Here is a 23209-nt window from a genome sequence, read left to right as displayed (position 1 = left end):
ACTTGGTCCTATAAGCCCGCGTGCCCTGTAGGCGCGCGGGCTTTTCTATTTCATGATGGCCGCTTCTTTCAGGTATCTGAGGAGGTGTGGTCGTGGCGAAGTGGAAAATGAACGAGTCCGGCAACAGGGCAGGGCTGCCGGTGCAGGCCGACGCATGGCCCGCGCTGGCGCATGAGCTGCAAGCGGCCGTCGTGGGCGATATGGAGTCTTTTGTGATGGGTCTGGATGTCGGCTTTGCGTTCGTGGGCCGGCAAAAGGTCATCAAGGTCGATGACGCCAGCCACACGCTGGACCTGCTGCTGTTTCATCGCAAGCTGCGCCGCCTGGTGGCCATTTCGGTGCTGCTGGACGAATCGCGGCCGATAAGCGAAGACCAGATGGAAGCCTGCCTGCGCTGGCTGGACAAGTTCGAACGCCGGTCCCACGAAGGCACGCCGCTGGGCATGATCGTCTGCGCGGCCATGCAAGCCGAATATATCCAGCTGCTGGAGCTTGCCGACACCGGCGTGCAGGCGGCCCCATACCCCACCGACCTGCCGCCGCGCGCGGTGCTGGCGCAGCGTCTGCAACAGGCTTCGCGCCGTGCGAGGGCGCGAATTGCGCAACGCGCGCCGCACGATCCAGGCACAATGCCGTGATGAAACTCGACCCGCAAGACCTGGCCAAGATCACCGCGCTGACCTTGGCGAACTACGAAGAGAACGCCGAGGCGTTCGAGGCCGGCACACGCGAGCACGACGTCAGCCAGAACATCGCCGCGCTGCTGCGCCATATTCGCGGCGAGCCGCCGTACGACATCCTCGATCTGGGCTGCGGCCCCGGCCGGGACCTGAAAACCTTCGTCGCGCTGGGCCATCGGCCCGTCGGTCTGGACGGCACGCAAAGCTTCGTGGAAATGGCGCGCGCCGCTTCGGGCTGCGAAGTGTGGCGCCAGGACTTCCTGCAACTGGCGCTGCCCTCCGAACGCTTTGACGGCATCTTCGCCAACGCGGTCCTGTTCCATGTGCCCGGGCAGGAATTGCCGCGCGTGCTGCGCGAGCTGCGAACGGCGCTGCGCCCTGGCGGCGTGCTCTTTTGTTCCAACCCTCGCGGCGGCAACCAGGAAGGCTGGAATCGCGGCCGCTACGGCGCGTATCACGACCTGGAGGGCTGGCGGGCCTTGCTGCTGGACGCCGGCTTCGAAGAGCTTGAACACTATTACCGGCCCGACGGCTTGCCGCGTGAACAGCAGCCGTGGCTGGCCAGCGTCTGGCGGCGGGTCGGGTAGGGCGGGGCGCTTGCGGGCTTGAGACAGGCGCGGCCACGCGCATGCTAATGGTCCGATTTCACGAAGCCGCCGCAGCCTGCGGACAGCGATTGCAGGGTGCGGCTGGCGGTGGCTGCTCCTGCGCTGCGCAATACAACCCGTCGTATGTCAGCTCAGTGTTACAACACCCCGCGACAATTGCCCGCCGCTTTGTGGCCGTGATACAAGACGGCCTCTTTTTCCGACGGCCTTCGTTCACATGTTCACTGCTACCTCCTTGGGATGGTTCATCGCAGGTGTCGCCTTCATCCTGGCGATGCCCGGTCCCACCAACACGTTGCTGGCTGCGGCCGGTCTGCGCCAAGGGTTTGGGCCGTCCGCGCGGCTGACCGGGGCGGAGCTGGCGGGCTACGTCATCTCCATTACCGTCTGGGGCCGCTTTCTTGAGCAGGCCTCGCATGCCGTGCCCTGGCTGCCCGTCGTCGTCCGCGTGTCAGCCAGCGCGTATATCGCTTATCTGGCGATCCGCATGTGGCGGGCCGCCAGCGCCGTGCCGTCGGCCGCCCAGCGGATGATCGGCATGCGCGCGCTGTTCGTGGCGACGCTGCTCAATCCCAAGGGCATACTTTTCGCCAGCGCGATTTTTCCGTCCGCCGCGTTCCTGAGCGTGCCGGATTACCTCGCCGCCATGGCGATCTTCGCGGCGTTGTTGTTGCCCGTCGGATTGCTGTGGGTCGCCTTCGGTGCGTCGCTGGGCAGCCGGAAAATGCGCTGGATCAACCCGGCGCAGGTGCAGCGCGGGGCGTCGTTGCTGCTGGGCGTGTTCTCCTTGAGCCTGGCCTGGGCGGCTTTCCGGTAGGGCGCTACCGGGTCTGCTCAGTTCAGCATGGACCGGGTGCATGGACGCCCCGGCGCCGCCTCATCGGCCCGTTGGCCGCCGGATCGGCATGTCGCCATCGCCCGCCTCGACACCGCCGCTGTCGCATCTTTTGGGCGCCATCCCTGCTACGCACTCACTCGCCGGCACGGTTGCAGTTTTGACCGGACAGTAAAAAGCCGCGGGAGCAACCTCGCGGCTTTTTGCGCGTGCAAGAACACCGGGGCGGCGTCAATGCATCTTGCCGTAGCGCCCCGCATTGAAGTCCTGGATGGCTTCGACGATCTGCGCTTGCGTGTTCATCACGAAGGGGCCGTAGCCCACCACCGGTTCGTCTATCGGTTCGCCGCTCAACACCAGGAACACGGCGTCGTTGTTGGCCTCGACGGTGATGTCTTCGCCTTCCTGCGAGAACAGCGCCAACTGCGCGTCGCGCGCGACCGATTCGCCGTTGATCAGCAACGTGCCGCGCAGCACCACCAGCATGCTGTTGCGGCCGGCTGCCACCGGGAAGGTCGCGGACTTGCCCGCGTTCAGGCGCACGTCCCACACGTCCATCGGCGTGAAGGTGTGCGCCGGGCCGGCATGGCCCGCGAAGTTTCCGGCGATCACGCGCACGCTGCCCGCCTCGTCGGGCAAGGCTGCTACCGGAATGTCCGCGTTCAGAATGCCCTGATAGCCCGCCGCCGCGCCTTTGTCCTTGGCCGGCAGGTTGACCCACAACTGCACCATTTCCAATTCGCCGCCCGTACGCGTGAACGCGGGGGAATGAAACTCTTCATGCAGGATGCCCGAGGCCGCCGTCATCCATTGCACGTCGCCGGGGCCGATGACGCCGCCGTTGCCGGTGGAGTCCCGATGTTCGACTTCGCCCTGGTAGACGATGGTGACGGTTTCGAAGCCGCGATGGGGGTGCTGGCCCACGCCGCGCGGGTGCTCGGCCGGCTCGAACGTGGCCGGACCCGCGTAATCGAGCAGCAGGAAGGGGCTGACGTTCTTGCCCTTGTCGTTGTACGAGAACATCGAGCGCACGGGAAATCCGTCTCCCACCCAATGTGGGCGAGGTGCGGCGTGCAGGCCGAGGATCTTCTTCATGGTGTCTATTCCTATAGCGCGGCCCCCCCGGGGCCGTTCGTCATGGGGCTAAAGATTAGGGCGGAACAGCGGTTTTTGTAGTGACGGCTTTTGATATGGACTGTTCCATGAATCGGACGATTGCCGGCTTTCCCCGAGGCGTTTTTGATTAATGGCGGCTCATCCGTTGCGCCATCAGCCAGAAGGACGAGGCGCTGTTTTTTAAGAATAATCCGATTTTGAGGGCGTGGTGGGCTCCCTATCGTGTCGTTGTTTCTTCATTTCTTCTTTCCTTCCTTTCTTCCTTGCCGCCAGCCGGACGTTGTTCGGTCTCTGGCCCGAGCCCTGACCTTGCCCGCCCGACCACCATGCCCATGATCTCTTCCGCGTTTTCCCGATTCCGCCCGCGCGCCTCCGTCCTGAGCGTCGCCGCCCTCGTCATGGCCGTGGGCCTCCTGCTGGGCAAGCTCTGGATGCTATGGCCGACGCTGTCCTAGCAAGCCTGCGCGCCATCGGGCTGTATGCTGCTGCCATGGAACCACACATGACTGCCGCGCCACCAGAGCGCCCGGACCAGATTTGGGGCTTTGCCCCCGTCTCCGCGCCCGACGCCCGGGTGCTGGTGCTCGGTTCCATGCCGGGCGTCGCTTCGCTCAGGCAGGCGCGCTACTACGCGCATCCGCGCAATACCTTCTGGCCGATCGCCGGGCAGGTGCTGGGTTTCGACCCGGCGCTGGACTATCCCGCCCGACTGGCGGCGCTACAGGCGGCCCGCGTAGCGCTATGGGATGTGCTGCATGCGTGCGAACGGCCCGGCAGCCTGGACGCCGACATCCGTCGCGACACGCTCGTGCCCAACGACTTCGCCGCTTTCCTGGCGGCGCATCCGGCCATCACGCGCATTTGCTTCAACGGCGCGAAGGCCGCAGCGCTGTACCGCCGGCACGTGCTGCCCACGCTGCCGCGCGCGCTGGATTACGTGGATCTGCCGTCCACCAGCCCCGCCCATGCGGCCGCGTCCTTCGAATCGAAGCTGGCCGCCTGGCGGCGTGCGCTGACGTTCTGACGTACCGATCCGGCTAGACGAGACTCCGCCCAATCCGGCACCGCCCGGTTCAACCCAGCCCGATCCGGCGCGATCCGACCAGCCCGATCCAGCCCGATCCGATCCGGCCCGATCCGATCCGATTCGATCCGATCCGATCCGACCCGACCCAGCCCGACCCGACCGACCCGACACTCCCGCGCAACGAAGCCTGGCCGCGTGCGCACCTTTGCCTCTCGATCGCGCTTCTCTGTCCCCGATTTGATGCATATCAACTTTCTATATAACTCCCGGTGATAAGGTAATAACAACAAGAAGTTACCAGCCCGGAGAAGTACGCAATGCCCCCATCCCCCGCTCCAGCAGAGCCCCCTCTACGCGGTAAACGCGGTTTTCTGAAAGGGCTGCTTGGCCTAGGCGCCGCAGCCACCGTCATCCCCATCCACGCCGAAGCCACTGGCCTGAACAGCCAGCCCCCGCGCCGCCCGGGCATGGCCGGCAAGCGTTACGGCATGGTTGTCGATATGCGCAAATGCATCGGCTGCCAGTCCTGTACGGTCAGCTGTTCGTTGGAGAACCTGCCTCCGATCGGGCAGTTCCGCACCACCGTCCTGCAATACGAAGTCACGCCCGACGATGGCAGCCCCTGCGCCATGGTGATGTTGCCGCGCCTGTGCAACCACTGCGACAACCCACCTTGCGTGCCGGTCTGTCCGGTGCAGGCCACCTTTCAACGCGAAGACGGCATCGTGCTGGTCGACAACGAACGCTGTGTCGGATGCGCCTACTGCGTGCAGGCCTGTCCCTACGACGCCCGCTTCATCAACCACGACACGCAGACGGCCGACAAGTGCACGTTCTGCGAACACCGCCTGGAAGCGGGGCTGTTGCCGGCCTGCGTGGAAAGCTGCGTGGGCGGCGCGCGCGTCATCGGCGACATGAATGACCCAAACAGCGCCATCTCGAAGCTGCTGGTCGAGCACAAGGCCGACGTCAAGGTCCTCAAACCCGAGATGAAGACCGACCCCCACGTTTATTACATCGGCTTGCCCGACGCGTTTGTCCACCAGGTCGACGGCCAGGCCGGCGTGCGCCTGGCGGGCGGACATTGAGCCATCGAAGGGGACTTTCATGCAGATCTCGGAATTGCTCACGCCGGTCTATGACGCCGCCTGGTTGCCATGGGCCGTGCAGTATTTCTTTCTTATCGGCATCGCGGCCACGACGGCGTTGACGGCAGCGGTTGCGGCGTTCGGCCATGCCGGCTCGCCGGTGCGCCGCCTGCTGCCTGCCGCCGTCGCCGTGCTGCTGGTCAGCGCCATCGCAGCGCCTGTATCGCTACTGGCCGACCTGCATCAACCCGGCCGATTCTGGCACTTCTACGCGCACCTGACGCCGTGGTCGTGGATGTGGCTGGGCGCGGTGCTGCTGCCGGTTTTCATCGGCCTGTCGATGCTGTTCTGCGCGGCGTGGTGGTGGGGGCGCATCGGCTGGCTGCGCCTGCTGGCCGTGGCCTTGGCGCTGTCGGCCGCTTCCATCCTGGTCTACACCGGCGCGGAAGTCATGGTGCTGCGCTCGCGGCCGTTGTGGCACACGGCGTTCCTGCCCGTGAACTTCGGCTTGACGGCATGGTTGGGCGCATTGGGCGCGATGTTCCTGGTGGGCCGTTGGTTGCCGGGCGGCATGAAGGCCCTGCCGGTCGAGACCCTGCGCGGCCTGAGCCTGACCGCCGTGACGTTGCTGGCAATCAGCGCCAGCGCCTGGGCGGGGCTGGGCCTGTTGGGCGCAGATCCCTCGTTTGACGCAGCGTTGCGGCTGTTCGCGGAATTTCCCATCTGGCGCATCAGCCTGGCGGGCGCGGTCATCACCGGCTTCTGCATGATCGCCCTGTTGCAACGGCCCGCGCGTGCGCTGGCCGCGCCGCTGCCCTCGGCCGCGTTGGCGCTGACCATGTTGGGCGCGGCGTGGATCTTTCGCTGGGTGGTTTTCATGAGCGTGCAGGGCGTGCCCAAGTTTGGCGCCGGCCTGTATTTGTACGACATGCCGTGGGGCAGCGATGGGCTGCTGGGCATGGTCGGGGTGCTGGGGCTGTGCGTGGCGTTGGTCACCGCGGTCACCTGGGCACTGGAAAGCTTCCCGGCGCGTGAACGCGGCCTGGCAGGCTGACAGCAATGGAATTCAAAGCAATGGACAAGCAACACGAAGACGACAAGCCCGGCGCTCCTGCGCCGGATGACGCGGCCGACACGCCGCAAGACGCCGCGCGGCGCAAGCTGATGGTGCGGGGCGGCATGGTCGCGGGCGGCATGGCTGCCTTTGCGGCGGGCTACGGCGAAACCGTGGCGCGGGCCGTCAAGGGCCTGGCCCAAGGCTCGGCCGGCGTGCCCACCGCCCACGCCGTGCGCGGCAATTCGCTGACGCCCGAATTCCGTATCGACCCGCTGACCGGCGTGTTGAGCGCGCAGCCCGGGCAGACGGTCAGCCCGTCCAGCTGCCTGGGATGCTGGACGCAATGCGGCGTGCGGCTGCGCGTCGATACCGCGCAGAACCGCATCCTGCGCGTGGCGGGCAACCCGTACCACCCGCTGGCCACGACGCGGCCCGCGGCCATGGAAATGCCGGTGCGCGAGGTCTATGCGCAACTGGGTGGCGACAACGGCCTGGAAGGGCGCGCCACCTCGTGTGCGCGCGGCTCGGCCATGCTGGAACAAATGGACAGCCCGTACCGGGTACTGCAACCGCTCAAGCGGGTCGGCGCGCGCGGCGAGGGCAAGTGGCAGAGCATCACGTTCGAGCAACTGGTGCAGGAAGTGTGCGAAGGCGGCGACCTGTTCGGCGAAGGCCACGTCGAGGGGATGCGCGCCATCTTCGATCGCGACACGCTGCTGGATCCGGCAAACCCCGAGTATGGTCCCCGCGTCAATCAGTTCCTGTTCACGGACGCCTCCAATGAAGGCCGCACGCCGCTGATCCAGCGCTTTGCCGCGCAGTCCTTCGGCACGGTCAATGTCAGCAATCACGGTTCGTACTGCGGGCAGAGCTTTCGCGTGGGCGCGGGTGCGGCGCTGGGTGATCTCAAGGGCATGCCGCACGGCAAGCCCGATTGGGACAATGCGCGCTTCGGTCTGTTCATCGGCGCCGCGCCCGCGCAGGCCGGCAACCCGTTCCAGCGCCAGGCCCGTCAATTGGCCGAAGCCCGCGTGCGGCCCGAGGCCGACAGCTTCACCTACGTAGTCGTGTCGCCCGTGCTGCCGGCCTCGTCCAGTCTGTCGGCCGGGTCGGGTAATGAATGGGTGCCGGTGAATCCGGCCAGCGATCTGGCGCTGGCCATGGGCTTGATCCGCTGGATCCTGGATAACGAACGCTTCGATGCCCAGGCCTTGTCGCAGCCGGGCCCGCAGGCCATGAAGGCAGCGGGCGAAGCGGCCTGGACCAACGCCACCCACCTGGTCGTGACGGAGCCGGGCCACCCGCGCCTGGGCACCTTCTTGCGCGGCGCGGACCTGGGCTGGCCGCGTCCGGCCGACGCGGACGATAAATGGGAAGACGTGTACGTTGTGCGCCTTGGCGATGGCACGCTGGCGCCGCACACGGTGGCGACGCCCGCCACGCTGTTCGTCGACGAGCCCATCGCGGCGGCCGGCATGGCCGGTGCGCCGCAATCGCTGCGCGTCGCATCGTCGCTGGCGTTGTTGCGCCAGGAAGCGCAGCGCAAGACGCTGGACGAATACGCTGCCTTGTGCGGCGTGCCGGCGGACAAGATCGCCGAGCTGGCCCGGCGCTTCACCAGCCATGGCAAGCGCGCCGTGGCCGACGCGCACGGCGGCACCATGAGCGGCGCGGGCTTCTACACCGCCTACGCCATCGCCATGCTCAACACGCTGGTCGGCAACCTGAACGCGGACGGCGGCCTGGTGCTGGACGCCGGCCCGTTCCCGCCTTACGGTCCGGGCCCGCGCTACAACATCGCCGGCTTCGCCAATCGCGCCACGCCCAAGGGCGTCGCGCTGTCGCGCAACCGCTTTCCCTACGAAAAATCCAGCGAGTTCTCGCGCAAGAAGGCGGCGGGGCAGCCCGCGTATCCGGCGTCCGCGCCGTGGTATCCGGCCACGGGCGGTCTCAGTTCGGAAATGCTGGCGTCGGCGCTGGCGGGCTATCCGTATCGCGCCAAGGTGTGGTTCAACCACATGAGCAATCCGGTGTACGGGATCGCCGGCTTCAAGTCTGTGTTGGCGGACAAGCTGAAGGACCCGCGCATCCTGCCGCTGTCGGTGTCGATCAACCCCTTCATCAACGAGACCAACGCGCTGGCCGATTACATCGTGCCCGACACGGTCACCTATGAAAGCTGGGGCGTGTCGGCGCCCTGGGCCGACGTGGTCGCCAAGGCGTCCACGGTGCGCTGGCCCGCCGTGCAGCCGCGCGTGGCCCGCACGGCGACGAACGAGCCGGTCTGCCTGGAAACCTTCCTGATCGCCTGCGCCAAGCGCCTGGGCATGCCGGGGTTTGGCGCCAACGCCATCACCGACAAGGATGGCGGCAAGCATGCGCTGGACACGCCCGAAGACTTCTTCTTGCGCGGCATGGCCAATATCGCGTTCGCGGGTGGCCGCGTGGTGCCCGAGGCGACCGACGAAGACATGGCGTTGACGGGCGTGGACCGCTATCGCACGCTGCTGGAACACAAGCTGAAACCGGGCGAGTGGCGGCAGGTGGCGATGCTGATGAGCCGGGGCGGACGTTTCGACAAGATGGACGAGGCCTGGGTGCAGAACGGGCAAGCGCGCCAGACGCGCCTGGCCTACGCCAAGCCTTTGCATATCTATAGCGAGGACCTGGCCAAGTTCCGCCATGCCATGACGGGCGAGCGCTATAGCGGCTGTCCGACGTGGTATCCGGCGCGCCTGGCCGATGGCCGCGACGTGCGCGCCGAGTATCCCGCGCAGGATTGGCCATTCCTGCTCAGTTCGTTCAAGTCGAACCTGATGAGCTCGATGTCCATCGGCGTGAATCGGCTGCGGCAGGTGCATCCGCACAATCCGGTGTCGATCAACCGCCAGGACGGCGAACGTCTGGGCATCCGCAATGGCGACGCCGTGCGCATCGTGACGCCGGGCGGCGCGGTGACGGGGCTGGCGCTGCTGCGCGACGGCATTCAACCGGGCGCGGTCGGCATCGAACATGGTTACGGCCATACCGAGCTGGGCGCGCGCGCCCACGTGGTCGACGGCAAGCCCATGCCGCACGACGCCACGCTGGCGGCGGGGGTGAACCTGAACGACCTGGGTTTTGCCGACCTGACGCGCGGTGAACACGCCAACGTCTGGATCGACTGGGTATCCGGCGCGGCGGTGCGCCAGGGCCTGCCGGCGCGGATCGAGCGCGCCTGACGGTGCGGGGCGCGGCGCCCTGGCCGAGATCCCAGGGCCACCGGCGTGTCAGCGCCACGCCCACGGCGCGCGTCAGCGCACCAGGGTGTCAGCCACCAGATCCAGGTCGCCCGCGCGAACGTCCACGTCGGGCAGCACGCCTTGCAGGTCGCCCGGCTGGGCGGCGGCGGCGCCCGACCGGCTGATGCGGATCTCGACCCGCACGCGGCTTGCGCCGGAGAGCGTGGCCTGCGGCGACATGGCGCTGCTGTCATCCAGCACGAAGGCGCGCGGCAGGTCAGACACGCGCCACCGCGAGATCGCCAGCGGCATGCGCGAGCCCGAAACCGGACGCGCCAGGATGAAGACGGTGTCGTCCGGCTTGACCCGGTCGGCGAGCGAATCGGCGATGCGCGCGTGGCCGGAAATGCGGGCGGGGGCCGTCGCGGGGTTCGTGGTGGTGTTGGTGGCGGGGCGCGCGGTGGTGGAAGGTGATGCGGTGGTCGACGCAGTGGTCGACGCAGTGGCCGCGTCGGGCGCGGCATACGCCAAACTGTTTGGCGACGTCTTGCCCGAAGGGTTCGGCGTGGCGGTGGCCGAGTTATTACTCAAGTCATTGTCGGCGCCACCTGCCGGCGCACCCCTCGCCATCGCGCGAGCCTGGCTGATGTTCGACTGGATCTGCCGCGCCGCTTCGGAGTCCGCCGGCAGCAGGGCTTGCAGCCGTTCCCAATGGCCCAGCGCTTCGGCCGCATCGCCCCGGCGCAGCGCCATCATGCCGGCCAGCGCCAGCGCCTTGGGCTGATCCGGGTCATTGGCCAGCGCTTGCGCCACCGCCGCGATGGCGTCGGCGTCCGGCTTGCCCTGGTTGTTCGACAGCAGCGCGTCGGCCAGATCGGCCAACACGACCGGCTGGCCCGGCACCAGCCGCAGCACCTGCCGATAGGCCGCCACGGCATCCGCGTAGCGTCCCAGCGTTTCATAAGAGCGCGCCAGCGTGTACCAGCCGTCGGCATCGTCCGGCGCGCCGCGCAAGCGCTGCGCCAAGGCATTGATCGCCAAGGCCATGTCATCGCGCGCACCATCGCCGGCCGCGTTCTGGGCGTCGCTACCAGAAGGGCTGGCGTGCGCGGGGGCCGTGCTCGCCAGCGTCATGTCCGCCGCCGCGCGCGGGTTGCCCAGCTTGCCGTACAACAGCACGGCGGCCACGGGAACCAGCACGCTTAACAGGCAGGCGGCGGCCACGCCCGCCCGTTGGCCGCCCAGCGGTCCGACCCGGGTCTGGCGCGCGGCCAGGTCTTGCAGCAGTTCGCGCTGCATTTCTTCTTCCGCGCGCAGCTTGGCCTCGGGGCTGAGGCTGCCGGCCCGCAGGTCGCGCTGCAATTGCTCGCGGCGCGCGAGGTAGAAGGCGCGCAGGCTATCTTCAGCCCCGGGCGCGGTGGGCGGCGCGCGGCGCAGCAGCGGAGGAATCAGGCAGAGCAAGGTCGCCAGCAAGAGCAGCACGACGACGATCCAGAGCGGGGTCATGGGCCGGTATCCAGAAAGCGGGCGGCGCGGGCGCGCTCGTCGGCCGTCAGCGGCGCGCGCGCCACCGCGCGGCGCTTGAGCGTGCGCACCAGCACCCAGAACCCCAATGCCAGCAAGGCGAACGGCCCCAGCCAGAGCAGCCAGGTGATGGGTTTGAAGGGCGGGTCATAGCGCACGAAGTCGCCGTAGCGCTCTTCAAAGAACAGCATGATCTGCGCGTCGCTGCGGCCCTCGGCCAGTTGCGCATGGATCAGGTTGCGCATGTCGTGGGCGAGCGGGGCGTTGGATTCGGCCAGCGTCTGGTTCTGGCAGACCAGGCAGCGCAGGCCATGCGCCAGCTTGTCGGCGCGCTGCTGGTCAGCGGGAGAGAGCGCGGGCAGGGCGGGAGCGGGTTGGGTCGCCTGCGCGTGCGCCGCGCCCACGGCCAGCATCAACGTCAGCAATATCAACATCGACAGCGGCGCCAGCCACCGCCGCATTGCGGCGGGCAGCGCCATCGTCGCGCTGCGCGAGGTCTGCCACCGCGCGCTCATTTCAGCGCCTCGATGATGGGCAGGATCCGGGCCTTGAAGATCTCGGGCGTGATCAGGCCCAGTTGCTTGTGGCGGATGCGGCCGGCGCCGTCGATGACGAAGGTTTCCGGCACGCCGTAGACGCCGTACTCGATGCCTACGCGGCCATCCGTGTCGCTGGCCGAGGCCACGTAGGGGTTGCCATTGCGCGCCAGCCAGGCGGCGGCGTCCTCGGGCTTGTCCTTGTAGTTCAAGCCGTACAGCGGGATGGCGTGGCGCTGGGCCGCCTCGCGCAGCACCGGCAGTTCGTCTTTGCACGGGCCGCACCACGACGCCCACACGTTCAGCAGCCACACCTTGCCGCGCAGCGACTCCACGTCCAGCCGCTCGCCCGGCGACAGCAGCACGGGCAGGTTGATGGGCGGCGCGGGCTTGTCGATCATCGCGGACGGCACCGCGCGCGGGTCGCGCGACAGGCCCATCGCCAGGAACACGGCCATCGCCATGAAGACGGCCAGCGGCAGCAGGAAGCGCATCAATAGCCCTCCCGTGGCTGGTGCTGGCGCGGCTCCAGACCGGGCCGGACATCGCGTGCCGCCGCTTCCTGCGCGCGGCGATAACGCTTGTCGCCCGCGGCCAGCAGGCCGCCCAGCGCCATCAGCAGGCAACCCGCCCAGATCCACGTCATGAAGGGTTTGACCTGGATGCGTACCGTCCACGCGACGCTGCCCCCCGCATCGCCTACCGGTTCGCCCAGCGCCACGAACAGATCGCGCGTGGCGCTGCTGTCTATGTCGGCCTGGCTCAAGGCCATGTCCTGCACGGTGTACAAGCGCTTTTCGGGATACAGCGTCACCACCGGCTTGCCGTTCCGGGTGACGGGGAACACGGCGCGCTCGGCGCTGTAGTTCGGGCCGGTGGCGGGCGCGATGCTGGCAAAGGTGAATTGATAGCCCCCGGCTTCCTGCGTGGCGCCTACGTCCATCCGGATCTCGTGCTTGACCTCGTAGCCGTTGGCCAGCGTGACGCCCGCGATGAATATGCCGATGCCCGCATGCGCCAGCAGCATGCCGTACCAGGAACGCGGCTGGCGGCCAAGGCGGCGCAGCCATCCGCCCTGCGCGCCGTCATTGAGCCGCTGCCAGGCGTGCGCGGCGGCGCTGGCCACCGACCACGCGGCCAGCCACAGTCCCAACATGACCATGGGCGAGCCCAGGCGCAGCGGCCCCGGCATGGCCAGCGGCAGCAGCACGGCGGTCAGCACGCTGATCACGAAGGCGGTGCGCAGCCTGCGCGCCAGGTCGGGCACTTCGGCCTGCTTCCAGCGTGCGACCGGCCCCACGCCCATCAGGAAGATCGCGGGCGTCATCAAGGGCACGAACACCGCTTCGAAGTAGGGCGGGCCGATGGAGATCTTGCCCCAGTCCAGCACGTCGAGCACGACCGGATACAAGGTGCCCAACAGCACCGAGCCGGCCGCCACCGTCAACACCACATTGTTGGACAGCAACAGCGATTCGCGCGACAGCAACGAAAAGCCGCCGCCCAGGCCCACCGTGGGCGCGCGCCATGCGTACAGCGCCAGTGAGCCGCCGACGATCACGGTCATGAACGCCAGGATGTACAGGCCGCGCCCCGGATCCACCGCGAACGCATGCACCGACGTCAGCACGCCGGAACGGACCAGGAACGTGCCCAGGATACTGAGCGAAAACGTGCAGATGGCCAGCAGCACCGTCCAGCTGCGGAACGCGCCCCGGCGCTCGGTGACGATCAGCGAATGGATCAGCGCGGTGCCGGCCAGCCAAGGCATGAACGAGGCGTTTTCGACCGGATCCCAGAACCACCAGCCGCCCCAGCCCAGCACGTAATAGGCCCATGCGCTGCCCAGCAGGATGCCCACGGTCAGGAAGGTCCACGCGGCCAGCGTCCACGGCCGCACCCAGCGCGCCCACAGCGCATCCAGCTCGCCCGATAGCAGCGCGGCGATGGCAAAGGCGAAGGCGACGGAAAAGCCCACGTAACCCATGTACAGCATGGGCGGATGCACGATCATGCCGGGGTCTTGCAGCAGCGGGTTCAGGTCGCGGCCGGCCATGGCGGGCGGCATCAGCCGTTCGAACGGGTTGGACAAAAACAGCATGAACAGCAGAAAGCCCACGCTGATCCAGCCCATGACCGCCAGCACGCGCCCCGCGAATGGCAGGGGCAGCCCACGGCTGAAGAGGGCGACGGCCAGCGTCCAGGCGGTCAGCAGATACAGCCACAGCAGCAATGACCCCTCATGCCCGCCCCATACGGCCGCAAAGCGATAGGCGGCGGGCAGGTCGGCGTGCGAGTTGCCCGCCACGTACAGCACCGAAAAATCGTTGTCCAGGAACGACCAGGCCAGGCAGCCGAACGCCAGCGTCGTCAGGCAGAACTGCCCCACGGCGGCCGGGCGCGCGACCCGCAGGCCCGCCTGCCAGCCGGTGGCCGCGCCGATCAACGGCAGCGTGGCCTGGGCCAACGCCACCAGCAACGCAAGGATCAGGCTGAACAGGCCAATCTCGGGAATCATCGGGTCTCCGTGCGCGGGCGGTTGGCGGCGGCGACCTCGCCCGAGGCGAAGCTGTTGGGCGCTGCGCCCGCGCGGCCCGTCGTGGCAACGTTGCCCGCCCGCTTGATCGCATCGGCCGCTTCCGGCGGCATGTAGTTTTCGTCGTGCTTGGCCAGTACCTGCGTGGCGCGAAACACGCCGTCCGCGTCCAGCTTGCCCGCCACCACCACGCCCTTGCCTTCGCGGAACAGGTCGGGCAGCAGGCCCTGGTAGCTCACCGGCACGGTGTGCGCGGTGTCGGTCACGAGGAAGCGCAAGGTCACGCCGTCGGCCTCGCGCCGCACCGAGCCCTGTTCGACCAGGCCGCCTACGCGAAAGCTGCCATGCCGGGGCGCTTCATGGGCGACGACCTGGCTGGGGCTGAAGAAGAACACCAGGTTCGATTGCAGCGCGTTCAACACCAGCGCCGTGGCCAGGGCCAGCAGCGCCAGCCCGCCCGCGATTGCCCAGGCGCGACGTTTGCGCGGGCTCATCGATGCCTCGGCCCGGCGTCAGAAGGACGTGGATCTGCGCGCTTGCGCGCGCGCCGCCATAGCGTCCAGACTTCCAGCGCCATCAAGGCCGCCGTGACGCCGTAGGCGCCCAGGATGTAAGGCCCATGGCCGTCCAGCGTGAACAGGGTGTTCCAAGTCATGCGGCCTCCCGGGCGGCAGGGGCACGGGCACGGACCGCGCCGGGTTCGCGTTGCGCGATCAGGCCGCGCACCCGCGCCAACGCCACCGCCGCGCTGTACAGCCAGAACGCGGCCACCATCAGCAGCATGGCCGTCACCATGATGCGCGCCATGCTGGGCGCGGTGGTCAGGCTGATGGATGCGCCCTGATGCAGGGTGCTCCACCACTGCACCGAAAAATAGATGATGGGCACGTTGACCACGCCAGCCAGCAGCAGGATCGCGCCGCTGCGGTCCGCGCGCCGGTCGTCGTCGGTGGCCGCTTGCAAGGCGATGAAGCCCAGGTATAGGAACAGCAGGATCAGTTCCGAGGTCAGCCGCGCGTCCCAGACCCACCAGGCTCCCCACGTGGGCTTGCCCCACAGCGCGCCGGTCCACAAGGTCAGGAAGGTGAACAGCGCGCCGGTAGGCGCCAAGGCGCGCATCATCATGAACGACAAGCGCGTGTTGTAGATCAGGCCCAGCGCGGCATAGGCCGCCATCACCAGATACAGGAACATCGACATCCATGCCGCTGCTACGTGGATGAACAGAATGCGGTAGACCTCGCCCTGCTGGCTGTCGGTCGGCGCGACCACCAGGCCCACGTACAGGCCGGCGGCGGCAAAGAGGGCGGCGGCCAGCGCCAGCCATGGGATCAGGCGGCCGGCCAGCGGATAGAAGAGCGCGGGCGCGGCGTAGCGCATCCAGCTTGCGGCCGGCGCGGCGGGGCAGGGGGGATTGAACCCGGTTTGCTCAGGCATGGCTCATCTCATTCCAGCGCCACGCGCAGCGCTGCCGACGCGCTCCAGGGGCACAGCAGGATCGCCAGGCACAGGCATGCGCCCAGCAGCGACAGTTGCGGCGCCGCGCCCAGCCCGGCGTGCGTGGCCGACACCGCGCCCGCGCCGAAGATCAGCACCGGCACATACAGCGGAAGTACCAGCAACGGCAACAACGCGCCGCCGCGCAGCCCCAGCGTCAGCGCCGCGCCCAGGCCGCCCACCAGGGCCAGCGTAGGCGTGCCCAGCAGCAAGGACAGGACCAGCACGCCGATGGCATGCGGTGGCAGATCGAACTGCAAGGCCAGGATGGGGCTCGCCAGGATCAGCGGCACGCAGCCGCTGAACCAGTGCGCGGCCAGCTTCACGCCCACCAGCAGCGGCAGCGGATGGGGAGACACCACCAGTTGTTCCAGCGCCCCATTGTCGTGGTCCTGCGCGAAGGGGCGGTGCAGGCTCAACAGAATGCCCAACAGCGCGCACACCCACAGCACGCCCGGGCCGATGGCGCGCAGCAGCGCCGGGTCGGGGCCGACCGCCAACGGAAACAGCGTGCCGGCCACCACGAAGAACAGGGTGGCCCCCAGCGTGTCGGCGGGTCGCCGCCAGGCCAGCCGGATGTCACGCAGCGCCAACTGAGACAGCGTAGTCAGCATCCGCGTAGTCATCCATGTTCAGGGTTAGCAGGCGGTCGGCGGCGGTGGCCGGTCGCCGATGGCAGGCCACCACGGCCGCGCCGCCGCGATCCAGGTGCGCGTCCAGCATGGCCCACAACTGCACCAGGCTGGCGGCGTCCAGCCCCGCGTCGGGTTCGTCCAGCAGCCATAGCGGCTTGCCGCTCAGCATGACGGCGGCCAGCGCCACGCGCCGGGCCTGGCCTTGCGACAGGCGGCCAGCCGGGGTGTGCAGGCAGGAGTGCAGGCCCCAGGTGTTGAGCCCGGCCGCGATGGCCGCATCACTTTGCGGCGCGCCGGACACATGCAGCGCATAGCGCAGGTTCTCCAGCGCGCTCAGGTCGGCGCTCAGGCCGTTGGCGTGGCCCAGATACGCCACGCGCCCGAAATAGGACGCGGGGTCGAGCGCCACCTCGCGTCCCTGCGCGCGCAGCGTGCCGGCTACTGGCCGCAGCAGTCCGGCCAGCATGCGCAGCACGCTGGTTTTGCCGCTGCCGTTGGCGCCATGCAGATGCAGCAACTGGCCGGCGTGCAAATCGAAGTCCAAGGGACCCACGCCTTGCCCTTGCGCGCCGCCGCGAGGGCAGCACAGGCCGCTGGCGGCCAGCAGGGGCAGTGGCGCGTCAGCGGGCCGCATTGGCGGGCTCCACCTTGGCCGGCTCCACCTGGGCGACGCTCTTGGCCGCGCCGGCGGCGGGGCCTGCGTCCGACACCGACTCAGGCGGAATGTTGGGCAGCTTGTGCGCGATGCCCTTGTGGCAATCGATGCAGGTCTTGGACTTGTCGGCCAGGTACTTCGAGTGCATGTTCTGCGCGCGCACGCTCTGGCGCGTGAAGTCCATGTATTCGTAGTTGTGGCAGTTGCGGCATTCCAGCGAATCGTTGGCCTTGAACCGCGCCCACTCGTGCTTGGCCAGCTCCAGGCGCTTTTCCTCGAATTTCTCGCGCGTGTCGATGGTGCCGAAGATCTTGCCCCACACTTCCTTGGACGCCTGCATCTTGCGCGCGATCTTGTCCGTCCAGTTGTGCGGAACGTGGCAGTCCGAACACAGGGCGCGCACGCCCGAGCGGTTGGTGAAGTGGATGGTGCCCTTGAGTTCCGCGTACACGTTGTCGCGCATTTCGTGGCAGCCCGTGCAGAATTTCTCGGTGTTGGTCAGTTCCATGGCGGTGTTGAACGCGCCCCAGAACAGGATGCCGCCGATGAAGCCGCCGACTGTCAGAAAGCCCAGGCTGAAATGCACGCTGGGGCGGCGAATGATGTTCCAGTAGCGCTTTAGGAGCTTGACCATGGCGGCGTCTCCGTTACTTCTTGTCTGTCGCCGGGGCGGTCAGGCGCTTGAGGATCACGTCGATGTCCTGGTAGGTGTTGGACACCAGCGGCTTGGCCTCGGCTTGCGGCACATGGCATTGCACGCAGAAATAGCGGCGCGGCGACACCTCGGCCAGCACGTTGCTGTCGCGATCCATGTAGTGCGTGACGCTCAACGGCGGCGCTTGGGATTCCTCGGTGTTCACGCGCGCATGGCAGGCCAGGCAACGGTTGTAGTTCTTGTCGATCTGGTAGCCGTCGATCTTGTGCGGAATGGTCGGCGGCTGCATCGAATACGTCCGCATCCGCTTAATGTCCTTGTTCTCGATGGGACTGATCAGCGGCGGGTTGGTCTCTTCGGGAATGGGCGTGGCGCCCCGCATGGGGTCTTCGACCTCCAGCGGCGGGGCGGCCGATGCCGAACCGAACAGGAAGCCCGCGGCAAGTGCGAGGGCGATGGCGGCGGCGCGGTGGTTCATGGCTGTCTCCCCGAGGTCTTCAGACCTTGTTGATCCTGACCGCGCATTTCTTGAAGTCGGTCTGGAACGAGATCGGGTCGGTGGCGTCCAGCGTGACCTTGTTGATTAGCTGTCCGGCGTCGAACCAGGGCACGAATATCAGGCCGCGCGGCGGCTTGTCGCGTCCTCGCGTTTCCAGGCGCGTGCGCATCTTGCCGCGCCGCGATTCGATTTCGACTTCGACGCCGCGCCGCAAGCCCATCGCCTGGGCGTCGTCCGGGTGCATGAAACAGACCGCGTTGGGAAAGGCGCGGTACAGCTCGGGCACGCGGCGCGTCATCGATCCCGAATGCCAGTGTTCCAGGATGCGGCCGGTAGACAGCCAGAACGGGTATTCCTGGTCGGGTGTTTCCGGGGGCGGCTCGTAGGGGACGGCGTAGATCTTCGCGCGGCCGTCCGGGTTGCCGTAGAACTCGAAGCCCGCGCCCGCCTTGACGTAGGGGTCGCTGCCTTCGCGGTAGCGCCACAACGTTTCCTTGCCCTTGACGACCGGCCAGCGCAGGCCGCGCACCTCGTGATAGGTGTCAAAGGGCGCAAGATCGTGGCCGTGCCCGCGGCCGAACTCCGCGTATTCCTCGAACAGGCCCTTCTGCGCATAGAAGCCGAACGCCTTCGCTTCCTGGTTTTCGTATTCGGGATCCAGCTCGCTATTGGGGAATTTATTGACCTTGCCGTTGGCGAACAGGATGTCGAACAGCGTCTTGTCGCGGTACTCCGGCTTCTTGGCCAGCAGGTCGGCCGGCCACACTTCTTCCACCTTGAAGCGCTTGGAAAATTCCATCAGCTGCCACAGGTCCGAACGCGCGTCGGCGGGCGCGTTCACCAGCTGATGCCAGAATTGCGTGCGCCGTTCGGCGTTGCCATAGGCGCCTTCCTTTTCCACCCACATGGCGGTGGGCAGGATCAGGTCGGCCGAGATGGTCGTGACCGTGGGGTAGGCGTCGGACACGACGATGAAGTTGGCCGGGTTGCGATAGCCGGGCAGCCCCTCGTTCATCAGGTTGGCGGCCGCCTGCATGTTGTTGTTGACCATCACCCAGTAGGCGTTGATCTTGCCGTCCTTGAGCATGCGGTTCTGCAACACCGCGTGCGCGCCGACCTTGTCGGGAATGGTGCCGTCGGGCAGTTGCCAGATTTCTTCCGCGTGCGCGCGATGCTTGGGGTTGGTCACCACCAGGTCGGCGGGCAGGCGATGCGAGAACGTGCCTACTTCGCGCGCGGTGCCACAGGCCGAGGGCTGGCCGGTCAGCGAGAACGGGCTGTTGCCCGGCGTCGAGATCTTGCCTGTCAGCAGGTGGATGTTGTAGGCCATGTTGTTGGCCCACACGCCACGCGTGTGCTGGTTGAATCCCATCGTCCAGAACGAGGTCACGCGGATCTTCGGGTCGGCATAGAGCTCGGCCAGATCGCGCAACTGCTTTTGCGGAACCCCCGTCAGCCGCGACGTGTATTCCAAGTCGTAGGTCGAGACGAACTTGGCGAAGTCGTCAAAGGTGATGGGCTTGGAACCGCCGGGGTCGTCCGCGTTCTTGGCAGCCTTCTGCAAAGGGTGTTCCGGACGCAGGCCATAGCCGATGTCGGTGTTGCCCAGATGGAAGGTCGTGTGCTTGTCGACGAAGTCCCGATTCACCCGCTTGGTCTGGATGATGTGATTGGCGATGTAGTTGAGGATGGCCAGATCCGTCTGCGGCGTGAAGGTCAGCGTCAGGTCGGCCAGCTCGTAAGAGCGGTGTTCGAAGGTGGACAGCACCACCACGCGCGTCTTGGGCGCGGACAGGCGGCGGTCGGTCACGCGCGTCCACAGGATGGGGTGCATTTCCGCCATGTTCGAACCCCACAGCACGAAGGCGTCGGCGTTCTCGATGTCGTCATAGCAGCCCATGGGCTCGTCCGCGCCGAAGGTGCGCATGAAGCCCACGGCCGCCGAGGCCATGCAGTGGCGCGCGTTCGGGTCCAGGTTGTTGGTCCGAAAGCCCGCCTTCATCAGCTTGAGCGCGGCGTAGCCTTCCCAGATGGTCCATTGGCCCGAGCCGAACATGCCGACGGCGGTCGGGCCCTTGTCGCGCAGGACGCGCTTGAACTGTTCGGCCATCACGTCAAAGGCCTGGTCCCAGGACACCGGCGCGAACTCGCCGTCCTTGGCGTACTTGCCGTCCTTCATGCGCAAGAGGGGCGTGGTCAGCCGGTCATTGCCATACATGATCTTCGACAGGAAATAGCCTTTGACGCAGTTCAGCCCCTTGTTCACCTCGGCATTGAAATCGCCGTGCGTGGCCACGACCTGGTTGTCCTTGACCGCGACGTTCACGCCGCAACCGGTCCCGCAGAACCTACAGGGCGCCTTGGACCATTTCAGCTTGGCGGCTTCGGACTCGGTCACGATGTTCTGCGTGACGCCGACTATCGGTATGCCCGCCACGGTGGCGGCGGCTGCGGCGGCGGACTGCTTGATGAAATCTCTACGAGCCATGGACATCGCCAATCTCCTCGTTCATCGCGGCCAGCGTGTCGGCGTGCTGATAGACCAGCGCCGAAGCCAGTACGCCATCCAGGCGCTGGATCTCGGAGATCCGCGCCATCATGTCGTCGGTGGTGGGCGCTTCCAGCGTGACGACCAGCTTGCCGGTGTCGGAGGCGCCATGGATGTCCGAGCCCGCTATCGCCGAAATGGCGGCGCGGACGTCGGGCAGGCGGTGGGGCAGGGCATGCACGACCAGGCTTGCGATGTGCAGCTCGGGGGGCGCCGGGGCGGGCGCGGCAGGTGCAGGCACTGCCAGGGAAGCGGATTCGTCGTGTTTCATCAGCTGCCCGGAGGGCCTGCGATGAGCTGGTAGAACCAGACTGCGAAACCGTAGCCCGCCACGATGATGACCGTAAGCACGGGCGCCATGACCGCCGTCAGGAACAGGAAACTTCGAAGTTCCTGAGGCTTGGTGTAGCCATCAGACTCGTTTTGCACACACCACCTCACTTTGACAGTTGGGGTATTGCATCGAACGTGCGGATATCGAGGTTTTTAGCAGTGCTTTTATATCGCGTCAATGTTGCATATCGGCGAAATAATTTTGCGGCGGCGCAATAAAAAGCGTGCCCGACACGGCTGCCGGTTCAGTCCGGCAGCGCGTCGGGCACGCGAATGGCAAGCGCGGTCGCTGCGTGTTCAGGATCAGGCAATCGCGCCGTAGATGCGCCGCGCGTCAGCCGCCGTGGCCAGGGGTCGGCCCAGCGCGCGTGCGCCGTCCGCGGCCTGACGAACCAGCGCGGCATTGTCCGGCGCGATGCTGCCGTCGCGCAGCTTCAGGTTGTTCTCGAAGCCCACGCGCATGTGGCCCCCAAAAGCCGCCGCCGTGGTGACGCACGCGTTTTCCTCGGGACCGAACGCGCACACCGCCCAGGGCAAGGACTGATCGTAGGCGGACAGGAAGGGCAGCAGGTCATAGGCGGACGAGGTCTGGCCCGCGCTGTAGCGGCCCAGCACGAACAGCACCGACCATGCGCCCGGTGGCACCAGGCCCCGTGCACGCAGCGACAGCCAGCGGCGCACGTCGCCTTCGTCGTACAGGATGATCTGCGTCATGATGCGGCGCTCGGCCAGCCAGGCCAGGAACGACGCCAGTTCCGCTTCGGCGATATCGGGCACGGCGATTTCGCGCAGGCCGATCGACACGGCTTCCGGTTGCAGTTCGCGCACCAGCGCAATCTGCTCGGCCGCCTTGTACACGCCGGCCGCTTCGCTGGTGACCTGCACCAGCAATTCGCGGCCAACGGCGCGTTCCACGGCGGCCAGTGCGTCGCGGTAGGCCTGCGCATCCAGCAGATGGCTGCCGTCGGGCTTGCGCACGTGCATGTGCATCATGCCGGCGCCGGCGTCCAGGCAGGCGCGGGCTTCGCGCGCCAGGTCGTCGGCCGTCAGCGGCACGGCAGGATGGTCGGCGGCCTTCTTGTAGGCGCCATTGGGCGCCACGGTGATGATGACGGGCGAGTCGGCCAGCGCGGCGCGCGGCAGGGCAGGGGCGTTCAAGGTTGGATCTCCGGCAATTCCGGGTTGATGAGGTCCAGGCCGGCGCGCAGCAGGCGGTCGTAGCGGGCGCGCTCGGCGGCGATGGTTTCGGGCGTCCAGGAATAGAACCCTTCACCTGCCTTCATGCCGTAGCGGCCATCGGCCGCGCGTTCGGTGAGGCAGCGCGCGGGGTGGTCCGAGTTGCAGAAGGTCGGGTACATGGTCGCGCCGGCGGCGGCGTGCACGTCGATGCCGGCGTGGTCGCGCTGCATGACGGGGCCCGCGGCCAGGAAGCGGAAGCCGAAGCCGAAGCGCACGGCCGCGTCCACGTCTTCCGGCGATGCGATGCCGCGGTCGATCAGGTCGAAGGCCTCGCGCGACAGCGCATGCTGCAAGCGGTTGGCCAGGAAGCCGGGCAGGTCCTGCTTGACCTTGACCGGCACGCTGCCGCAACGGCGCATGAAGGCGATCAGGGAATCGGCGCAGGCATTGTCGCTGGCTTCGCCCAGCACCACTTCCACCAGCGGCACCAGATGCGCGGGCATGAAGAAGTGCAGGCCCAGCATGCGGCCGCGCGTGTCCAGGCCCTGGCCGATGGCGCTGATCGGAAAGCTGGAACTGTTGCTGGCCAGGATGGCGTCCGGGCGGGCGCGTCGTACCAGATCCGCGAACAGCGCCTGCTTGATGTCCAGGCGTTCGGGAATGCACTCGATCACCAGGTCCACCGTGGCCCAGTCCACGTCGTCCAGGCTGGCGGCCGTGGCCAGCAGCGCGGCGTTGGCGTCGCGCCCGATGGTCTTCAGGTTTTCAGCCACGCGCGCGGGCAGGCCCGCCGCGCGTTCGGCGTTCGATTCGATCACGGTCGTGCGGCAGGCGGCGCGCGTCAACACCACCGCCACATCCGCGCCCATCGTGCCGCCGCCCACCACTACTGCATGCGCCGCGCCCGGATTGGGCAGCGCGGTTGCGTCCGTCTGCATGTTTGCTCCTGTCATTGCATCGTCGTTGGGGGCGAGTGTAGA

Annotated in this window: 25 protein-coding genes; 8 read left to right on the top strand and 17 right to left on the bottom strand. The window is 67.4% G+C overall.

Translation table 11 applies throughout. The features are described 5' to 3' along the window. Window positions 1-92 precede the first annotated feature (92 nt). The 3 genes from API01S_RS26865 (at window position 93) to API01S_RS26855 (ending at window position 2105) form a co-directional block, all read left to right on the top strand. Window positions 93-638 (top strand): PDDEXK nuclease domain-containing protein, encoded by a 546-nt coding sequence (locus tag API01S_RS26865; protein ID WP_156487190.1) that lies wholly within the window; start codon window positions 93-95, stop codon window positions 636-638. After that, complete coding sequence (locus API01S_RS26860; protein WP_061306575.1) at window positions 638-1267, top strand: class I SAM-dependent DNA methyltransferase; 630 nt, start codon at window positions 638-640, stop codon at window positions 1265-1267. The genes API01S_RS26865 and API01S_RS26860 overlap by 1 nt, the downstream gene beginning before the upstream one ends. Before the next feature lie 238 nt (window positions 1268-1505). Next, window positions 1506-2105 (top strand): LysE family translocator, encoded by a 600-nt coding sequence (locus API01S_RS26855; protein WP_061306574.1) that lies wholly within the window; start codon window positions 1506-1508, stop codon window positions 2103-2105. A 249-nt stretch (window positions 2106-2354) separates the two neighbouring features. On the opposite strand, the gene API01S_RS26850 is transcribed toward API01S_RS26855, so the two are convergent. Further along, window positions 2355-3218, bottom strand: a complete 864-nt coding sequence (locus API01S_RS26850) for a pirin family protein (RefSeq protein WP_050729154.1) — start codon at window positions 3216-3218, stop codon at window positions 2355-2357. Window positions 3219-3565: 347 nt separating this feature from the next. On the opposite strand from API01S_RS26850, the gene API01S_RS29575 reads away from it, so the two are divergent. The 5 genes from API01S_RS29575 (at window position 3566) to API01S_RS26830 (ending at window position 9632) form a co-directional block, all read left to right on the top strand. Beyond that, window positions 3566-3694 (top strand): hypothetical protein, encoded by a 129-nt coding sequence (locus API01S_RS29575; RefSeq protein WP_255221312.1) that lies wholly within the window; start codon window positions 3566-3568, stop codon window positions 3692-3694. 47 nt (window positions 3695-3741) lie between these two features. Next, window positions 3742-4263, top strand: a complete 522-nt coding sequence (locus tag API01S_RS26845) for a DNA-deoxyinosine glycosylase (RefSeq protein WP_167351746.1) — start codon at window positions 3742-3744, stop codon at window positions 4261-4263. A 320-nt stretch (window positions 4264-4583) separates the two neighbouring features. Further along, window positions 4584-5354, top strand: coding sequence for a sulfate reduction electron transfer complex DsrMKJOP subunit DsrO (gene dsrO, locus API01S_RS26840; protein WP_050729153.1), 771 nt, complete (start codon window positions 4584-4586; stop codon window positions 5352-5354). A 19-nt stretch (window positions 5355-5373) separates the two neighbouring features. Then, complete coding sequence (gene nrfD, locus API01S_RS26835) at window positions 5374-6408, top strand: NrfD/PsrC family molybdoenzyme membrane anchor subunit (protein ID WP_050729152.1); 1035 nt, start codon at window positions 5374-5376, stop codon at window positions 6406-6408. A gap of 20 nt (window positions 6409-6428) precedes the next feature. Beyond that, a complete protein-coding gene (locus tag API01S_RS26830; protein ID WP_050729151.1) occupies window positions 6429-9632 on the top strand; it encodes a tetrathionate reductase subunit A in 3204 nt (1067 codons plus the stop codon). Between the two features lie 72 nt (window positions 9633-9704). Here the strand turns inward: API01S_RS26830 and ccmI are convergent, their stop codons facing one another. The 16 genes from ccmI to API01S_RS26755 all read right to left on the bottom strand — a co-directional run bounded on the left by ccmI (window position 9705) and on the right by API01S_RS26755 (window position 23167). Next, window positions 9705-11138, bottom strand: coding sequence for a c-type cytochrome biogenesis protein CcmI (ccmI, locus tag API01S_RS26825; RefSeq protein ID WP_061306573.1), 1434 nt, complete (start codon window positions 11136-11138; stop codon window positions 9705-9707). Further along, on the bottom strand, window positions 11135-11671 hold the full coding sequence (locus tag API01S_RS26820) for a cytochrome c-type biogenesis protein (RefSeq protein WP_254598582.1): 537 nt from the start codon (window positions 11669-11671) through the stop codon (window positions 11135-11137). Before API01S_RS26820 ends, ccmI begins: the two co-directional genes overlap by 4 nt. Next, the gene (locus API01S_RS26815; RefSeq protein WP_084802512.1) at window positions 11668-12189 is read right to left on the bottom strand and encodes a DsbE family thiol:disulfide interchange protein; all 522 of its coding nucleotides are present in this window, start codon (window positions 12187-12189) and stop codon (window positions 11668-11670) included. Before API01S_RS26815 ends, API01S_RS26820 begins: the two co-directional genes overlap by 4 nt. Beyond that, window positions 12186-14210 carry a heme lyase CcmF/NrfE family subunit gene (locus API01S_RS26810; RefSeq protein ID WP_061306571.1) on the bottom strand — a complete coding sequence of 675 codons (2025 nt, stop codon included), beginning with the start codon at window positions 14208-14210 and terminating at the stop codon, window positions 12186-12188. The genes API01S_RS26815 and API01S_RS26810 overlap by 4 nt, the downstream gene beginning before the upstream one ends. Next, window positions 14207-14722, bottom strand: a complete 516-nt coding sequence (ccmE, locus tag API01S_RS26805) for a cytochrome c maturation protein CcmE (RefSeq protein WP_061306570.1) — start codon at window positions 14720-14722, stop codon at window positions 14207-14209. The genes API01S_RS26810 and ccmE overlap by 4 nt, the downstream gene beginning before the upstream one ends. Then, window positions 14719-14883: a heme exporter protein CcmD gene (gene ccmD / locus API01S_RS29010; protein WP_084802511.1), complete on the bottom strand. Its 165-nt coding sequence runs from the start codon at window positions 14881-14883 to the stop codon at window positions 14719-14721. Before ccmD ends, ccmE begins: the two co-directional genes overlap by 4 nt. Next, complete coding sequence (gene ccmC / locus API01S_RS26800) at window positions 14880-15665, bottom strand: heme ABC transporter permease CcmC (protein ID WP_061306569.1); 786 nt, start codon at window positions 15663-15665, stop codon at window positions 14880-14882. Before ccmC ends, ccmD begins: the two co-directional genes overlap by 4 nt. Before the next feature lie 8 nt (window positions 15666-15673). Then, complete coding sequence (gene ccmB, locus API01S_RS26795; RefSeq protein ID WP_006218854.1) at window positions 15674-16339, bottom strand: heme exporter protein CcmB; 666 nt, start codon at window positions 16337-16339, stop codon at window positions 15674-15676. Then, a complete protein-coding gene (gene ccmA, locus API01S_RS26790) occupies window positions 16305-16994 on the bottom strand; it encodes a heme ABC exporter ATP-binding protein CcmA (RefSeq protein WP_061306568.1) in 690 nt (229 codons plus the stop codon). The genes ccmB and ccmA overlap by 35 nt, the downstream gene beginning before the upstream one ends. Further along, the gene (locus API01S_RS26785) at window positions 16981-17649 is read right to left on the bottom strand and encodes a cytochrome c3 family protein (RefSeq protein WP_061306567.1); all 669 of its coding nucleotides are present in this window, start codon (window positions 17647-17649) and stop codon (window positions 16981-16983) included. Before API01S_RS26785 ends, ccmA begins: the two co-directional genes overlap by 14 nt. A 13-nt stretch (window positions 17650-17662) precedes the next feature. Then, complete coding sequence (locus API01S_RS26780; RefSeq protein WP_050729142.1) at window positions 17663-18148, bottom strand: nitrate reductase cytochrome c-type subunit; 486 nt, start codon at window positions 18146-18148, stop codon at window positions 17663-17665. Between the two features lie 19 nt (window positions 18149-18167). Then, a complete protein-coding gene (gene napA / locus API01S_RS26775; protein ID WP_006218858.1) occupies window positions 18168-20663 on the bottom strand; it encodes a periplasmic nitrate reductase subunit alpha in 2496 nt (831 codons plus the stop codon). Then, on the bottom strand, window positions 20647-20988 hold the full coding sequence (locus API01S_RS26770) for a chaperone NapD (protein WP_006218859.1): 342 nt from the start codon (window positions 20986-20988) through the stop codon (window positions 20647-20649). Before API01S_RS26770 ends, napA begins: the two co-directional genes overlap by 17 nt. After that, a complete protein-coding gene (napE, locus tag API01S_RS26765; RefSeq protein ID WP_006218860.1) occupies window positions 20988-21146 on the bottom strand; it encodes a periplasmic nitrate reductase, NapE protein in 159 nt (52 codons plus the stop codon). The genes API01S_RS26770 and napE overlap by 1 nt, the downstream gene beginning before the upstream one ends. Window positions 21147-21353: 207 nt before the next feature. Beyond that, window positions 21354-22208, bottom strand: coding sequence for a beta-keto acid cleavage family enzyme (locus API01S_RS26760; RefSeq protein WP_006218861.1), 855 nt, complete (start codon window positions 22206-22208; stop codon window positions 21354-21356). After that, the gene (locus API01S_RS26755) at window positions 22205-23167 is read right to left on the bottom strand and encodes a 3-hydroxyacyl-CoA dehydrogenase family protein (protein ID WP_061306566.1); all 963 of its coding nucleotides are present in this window, start codon (window positions 23165-23167) and stop codon (window positions 22205-22207) included. Before API01S_RS26755 ends, API01S_RS26760 begins: the two co-directional genes overlap by 4 nt. Window positions 23168-23209 lie beyond the last annotated feature (42 nt).

The sequence above is a fragment of the Achromobacter piechaudii NBRC 102461 genome (assembly GCF_001571245.1).
GTDB classification, from domain to species: domain Bacteria; phylum Pseudomonadota; class Gammaproteobacteria; order Burkholderiales; family Burkholderiaceae_B; genus Achromobacter; species Achromobacter piechaudii.
The sequence above is the reverse complement of the archived record's forward strand: the minus strand, read 5'-3'. Positions and strand labels throughout refer to the sequence as shown.

Excerpts from the sequence above, each read along its gene's own strand:
- API01S_RS29575 (WP_255221312.1), top strand. The coding sequence starts at position 3,566 with ATGCCCATGATCTCTTCCGCGTTTTCCCGATTCCGCCCGCGCGCCTCC.
- API01S_RS26780 (WP_050729142.1), bottom strand. The coding sequence starts at position 18,148 with ATGAACCACCGCGCCGCCGCCATCGCCCTCGCACTTGCCGCGGGCTTC.
- ccmE (WP_061306570.1), bottom strand. The coding sequence starts at position 14,722 with ATGAGCCCGCGCAAACGTCGCGCCTGGGCAATCGCGGGCGGGCTGGCG.
- nrfD (WP_050729152.1), top strand. The coding sequence starts at position 5,374 with ATGCAGATCTCGGAATTGCTCACGCCGGTCTATGACGCCGCCTGGTTG.
- ccmD (WP_084802511.1), bottom strand. The coding sequence starts at position 14,883 with ATGACTTGGAACACCCTGTTCACGCTGGACGGCCATGGGCCTTACATC.
- API01S_RS26855 (WP_061306574.1), top strand. The coding sequence starts at position 1,506 with ATGTTCACTGCTACCTCCTTGGGATGGTTCATCGCAGGTGTCGCCTTC.
- API01S_RS26755 (WP_061306566.1), bottom strand. The coding sequence starts at position 23,167 with ATGCAGACGGACGCAACCGCGCTGCCCAATCCGGGCGCGGCGCATGCA.
- API01S_RS26785 (WP_061306567.1), bottom strand. The coding sequence starts at position 17,649 with ATGGTCAAGCTCCTAAAGCGCTACTGGAACATCATTCGCCGCCCCAGC.
- ccmC (WP_061306569.1), bottom strand. The coding sequence starts at position 15,665 with ATGCCTGAGCAAACCGGGTTCAATCCCCCCTGCCCCGCCGCGCCGGCC.
- ccmI (WP_061306573.1), bottom strand. The coding sequence starts at position 11,138 with ATGACCCCGCTCTGGATCGTCGTCGTGCTGCTCTTGCTGGCGACCTTG.
- API01S_RS26845 (WP_167351746.1), top strand. The coding sequence starts at position 3,742 with ATGACTGCCGCGCCACCAGAGCGCCCGGACCAGATTTGGGGCTTTGCC.
- API01S_RS26810 (WP_061306571.1), bottom strand. The coding sequence starts at position 14,210 with ATGATTCCCGAGATTGGCCTGTTCAGCCTGATCCTTGCGTTGCTGGTG.
- dsrO (WP_050729153.1), top strand. The coding sequence starts at position 4,584 with ATGCCCCCATCCCCCGCTCCAGCAGAGCCCCCTCTACGCGGTAAACGC.
- API01S_RS26830 (WP_050729151.1), top strand. The coding sequence starts at position 6,429 with ATGGACAAGCAACACGAAGACGACAAGCCCGGCGCTCCTGCGCCGGAT.
- API01S_RS26820 (WP_254598582.1), bottom strand. The coding sequence starts at position 11,671 with ATGAGCGCGCGGTGGCAGACCTCGCGCAGCGCGACGATGGCGCTGCCC.
- napA (WP_006218858.1), bottom strand. The coding sequence starts at position 20,663 with ATGTCCATGGCTCGTAGAGATTTCATCAAGCAGTCCGCCGCCGCAGCC.
- API01S_RS26850 (WP_050729154.1), bottom strand. The coding sequence starts at position 3,218 with ATGAAGAAGATCCTCGGCCTGCACGCCGCACCTCGCCCACATTGGGTG.
- ccmA (WP_061306568.1), bottom strand. The coding sequence starts at position 16,994 with ATGCGGCCCGCTGACGCGCCACTGCCCCTGCTGGCCGCCAGCGGCCTG.
- API01S_RS26860 (WP_061306575.1), top strand. The coding sequence starts at position 638 with ATGAAACTCGACCCGCAAGACCTGGCCAAGATCACCGCGCTGACCTTG.
- API01S_RS26770 (WP_006218859.1), bottom strand. The coding sequence starts at position 20,988 with ATGAAACACGACGAATCCGCTTCCCTGGCAGTGCCTGCACCTGCCGCG.
- ccmB (WP_006218854.1), bottom strand. The coding sequence starts at position 16,339 with ATGCTGACTACGCTGTCTCAGTTGGCGCTGCGTGACATCCGGCTGGCC.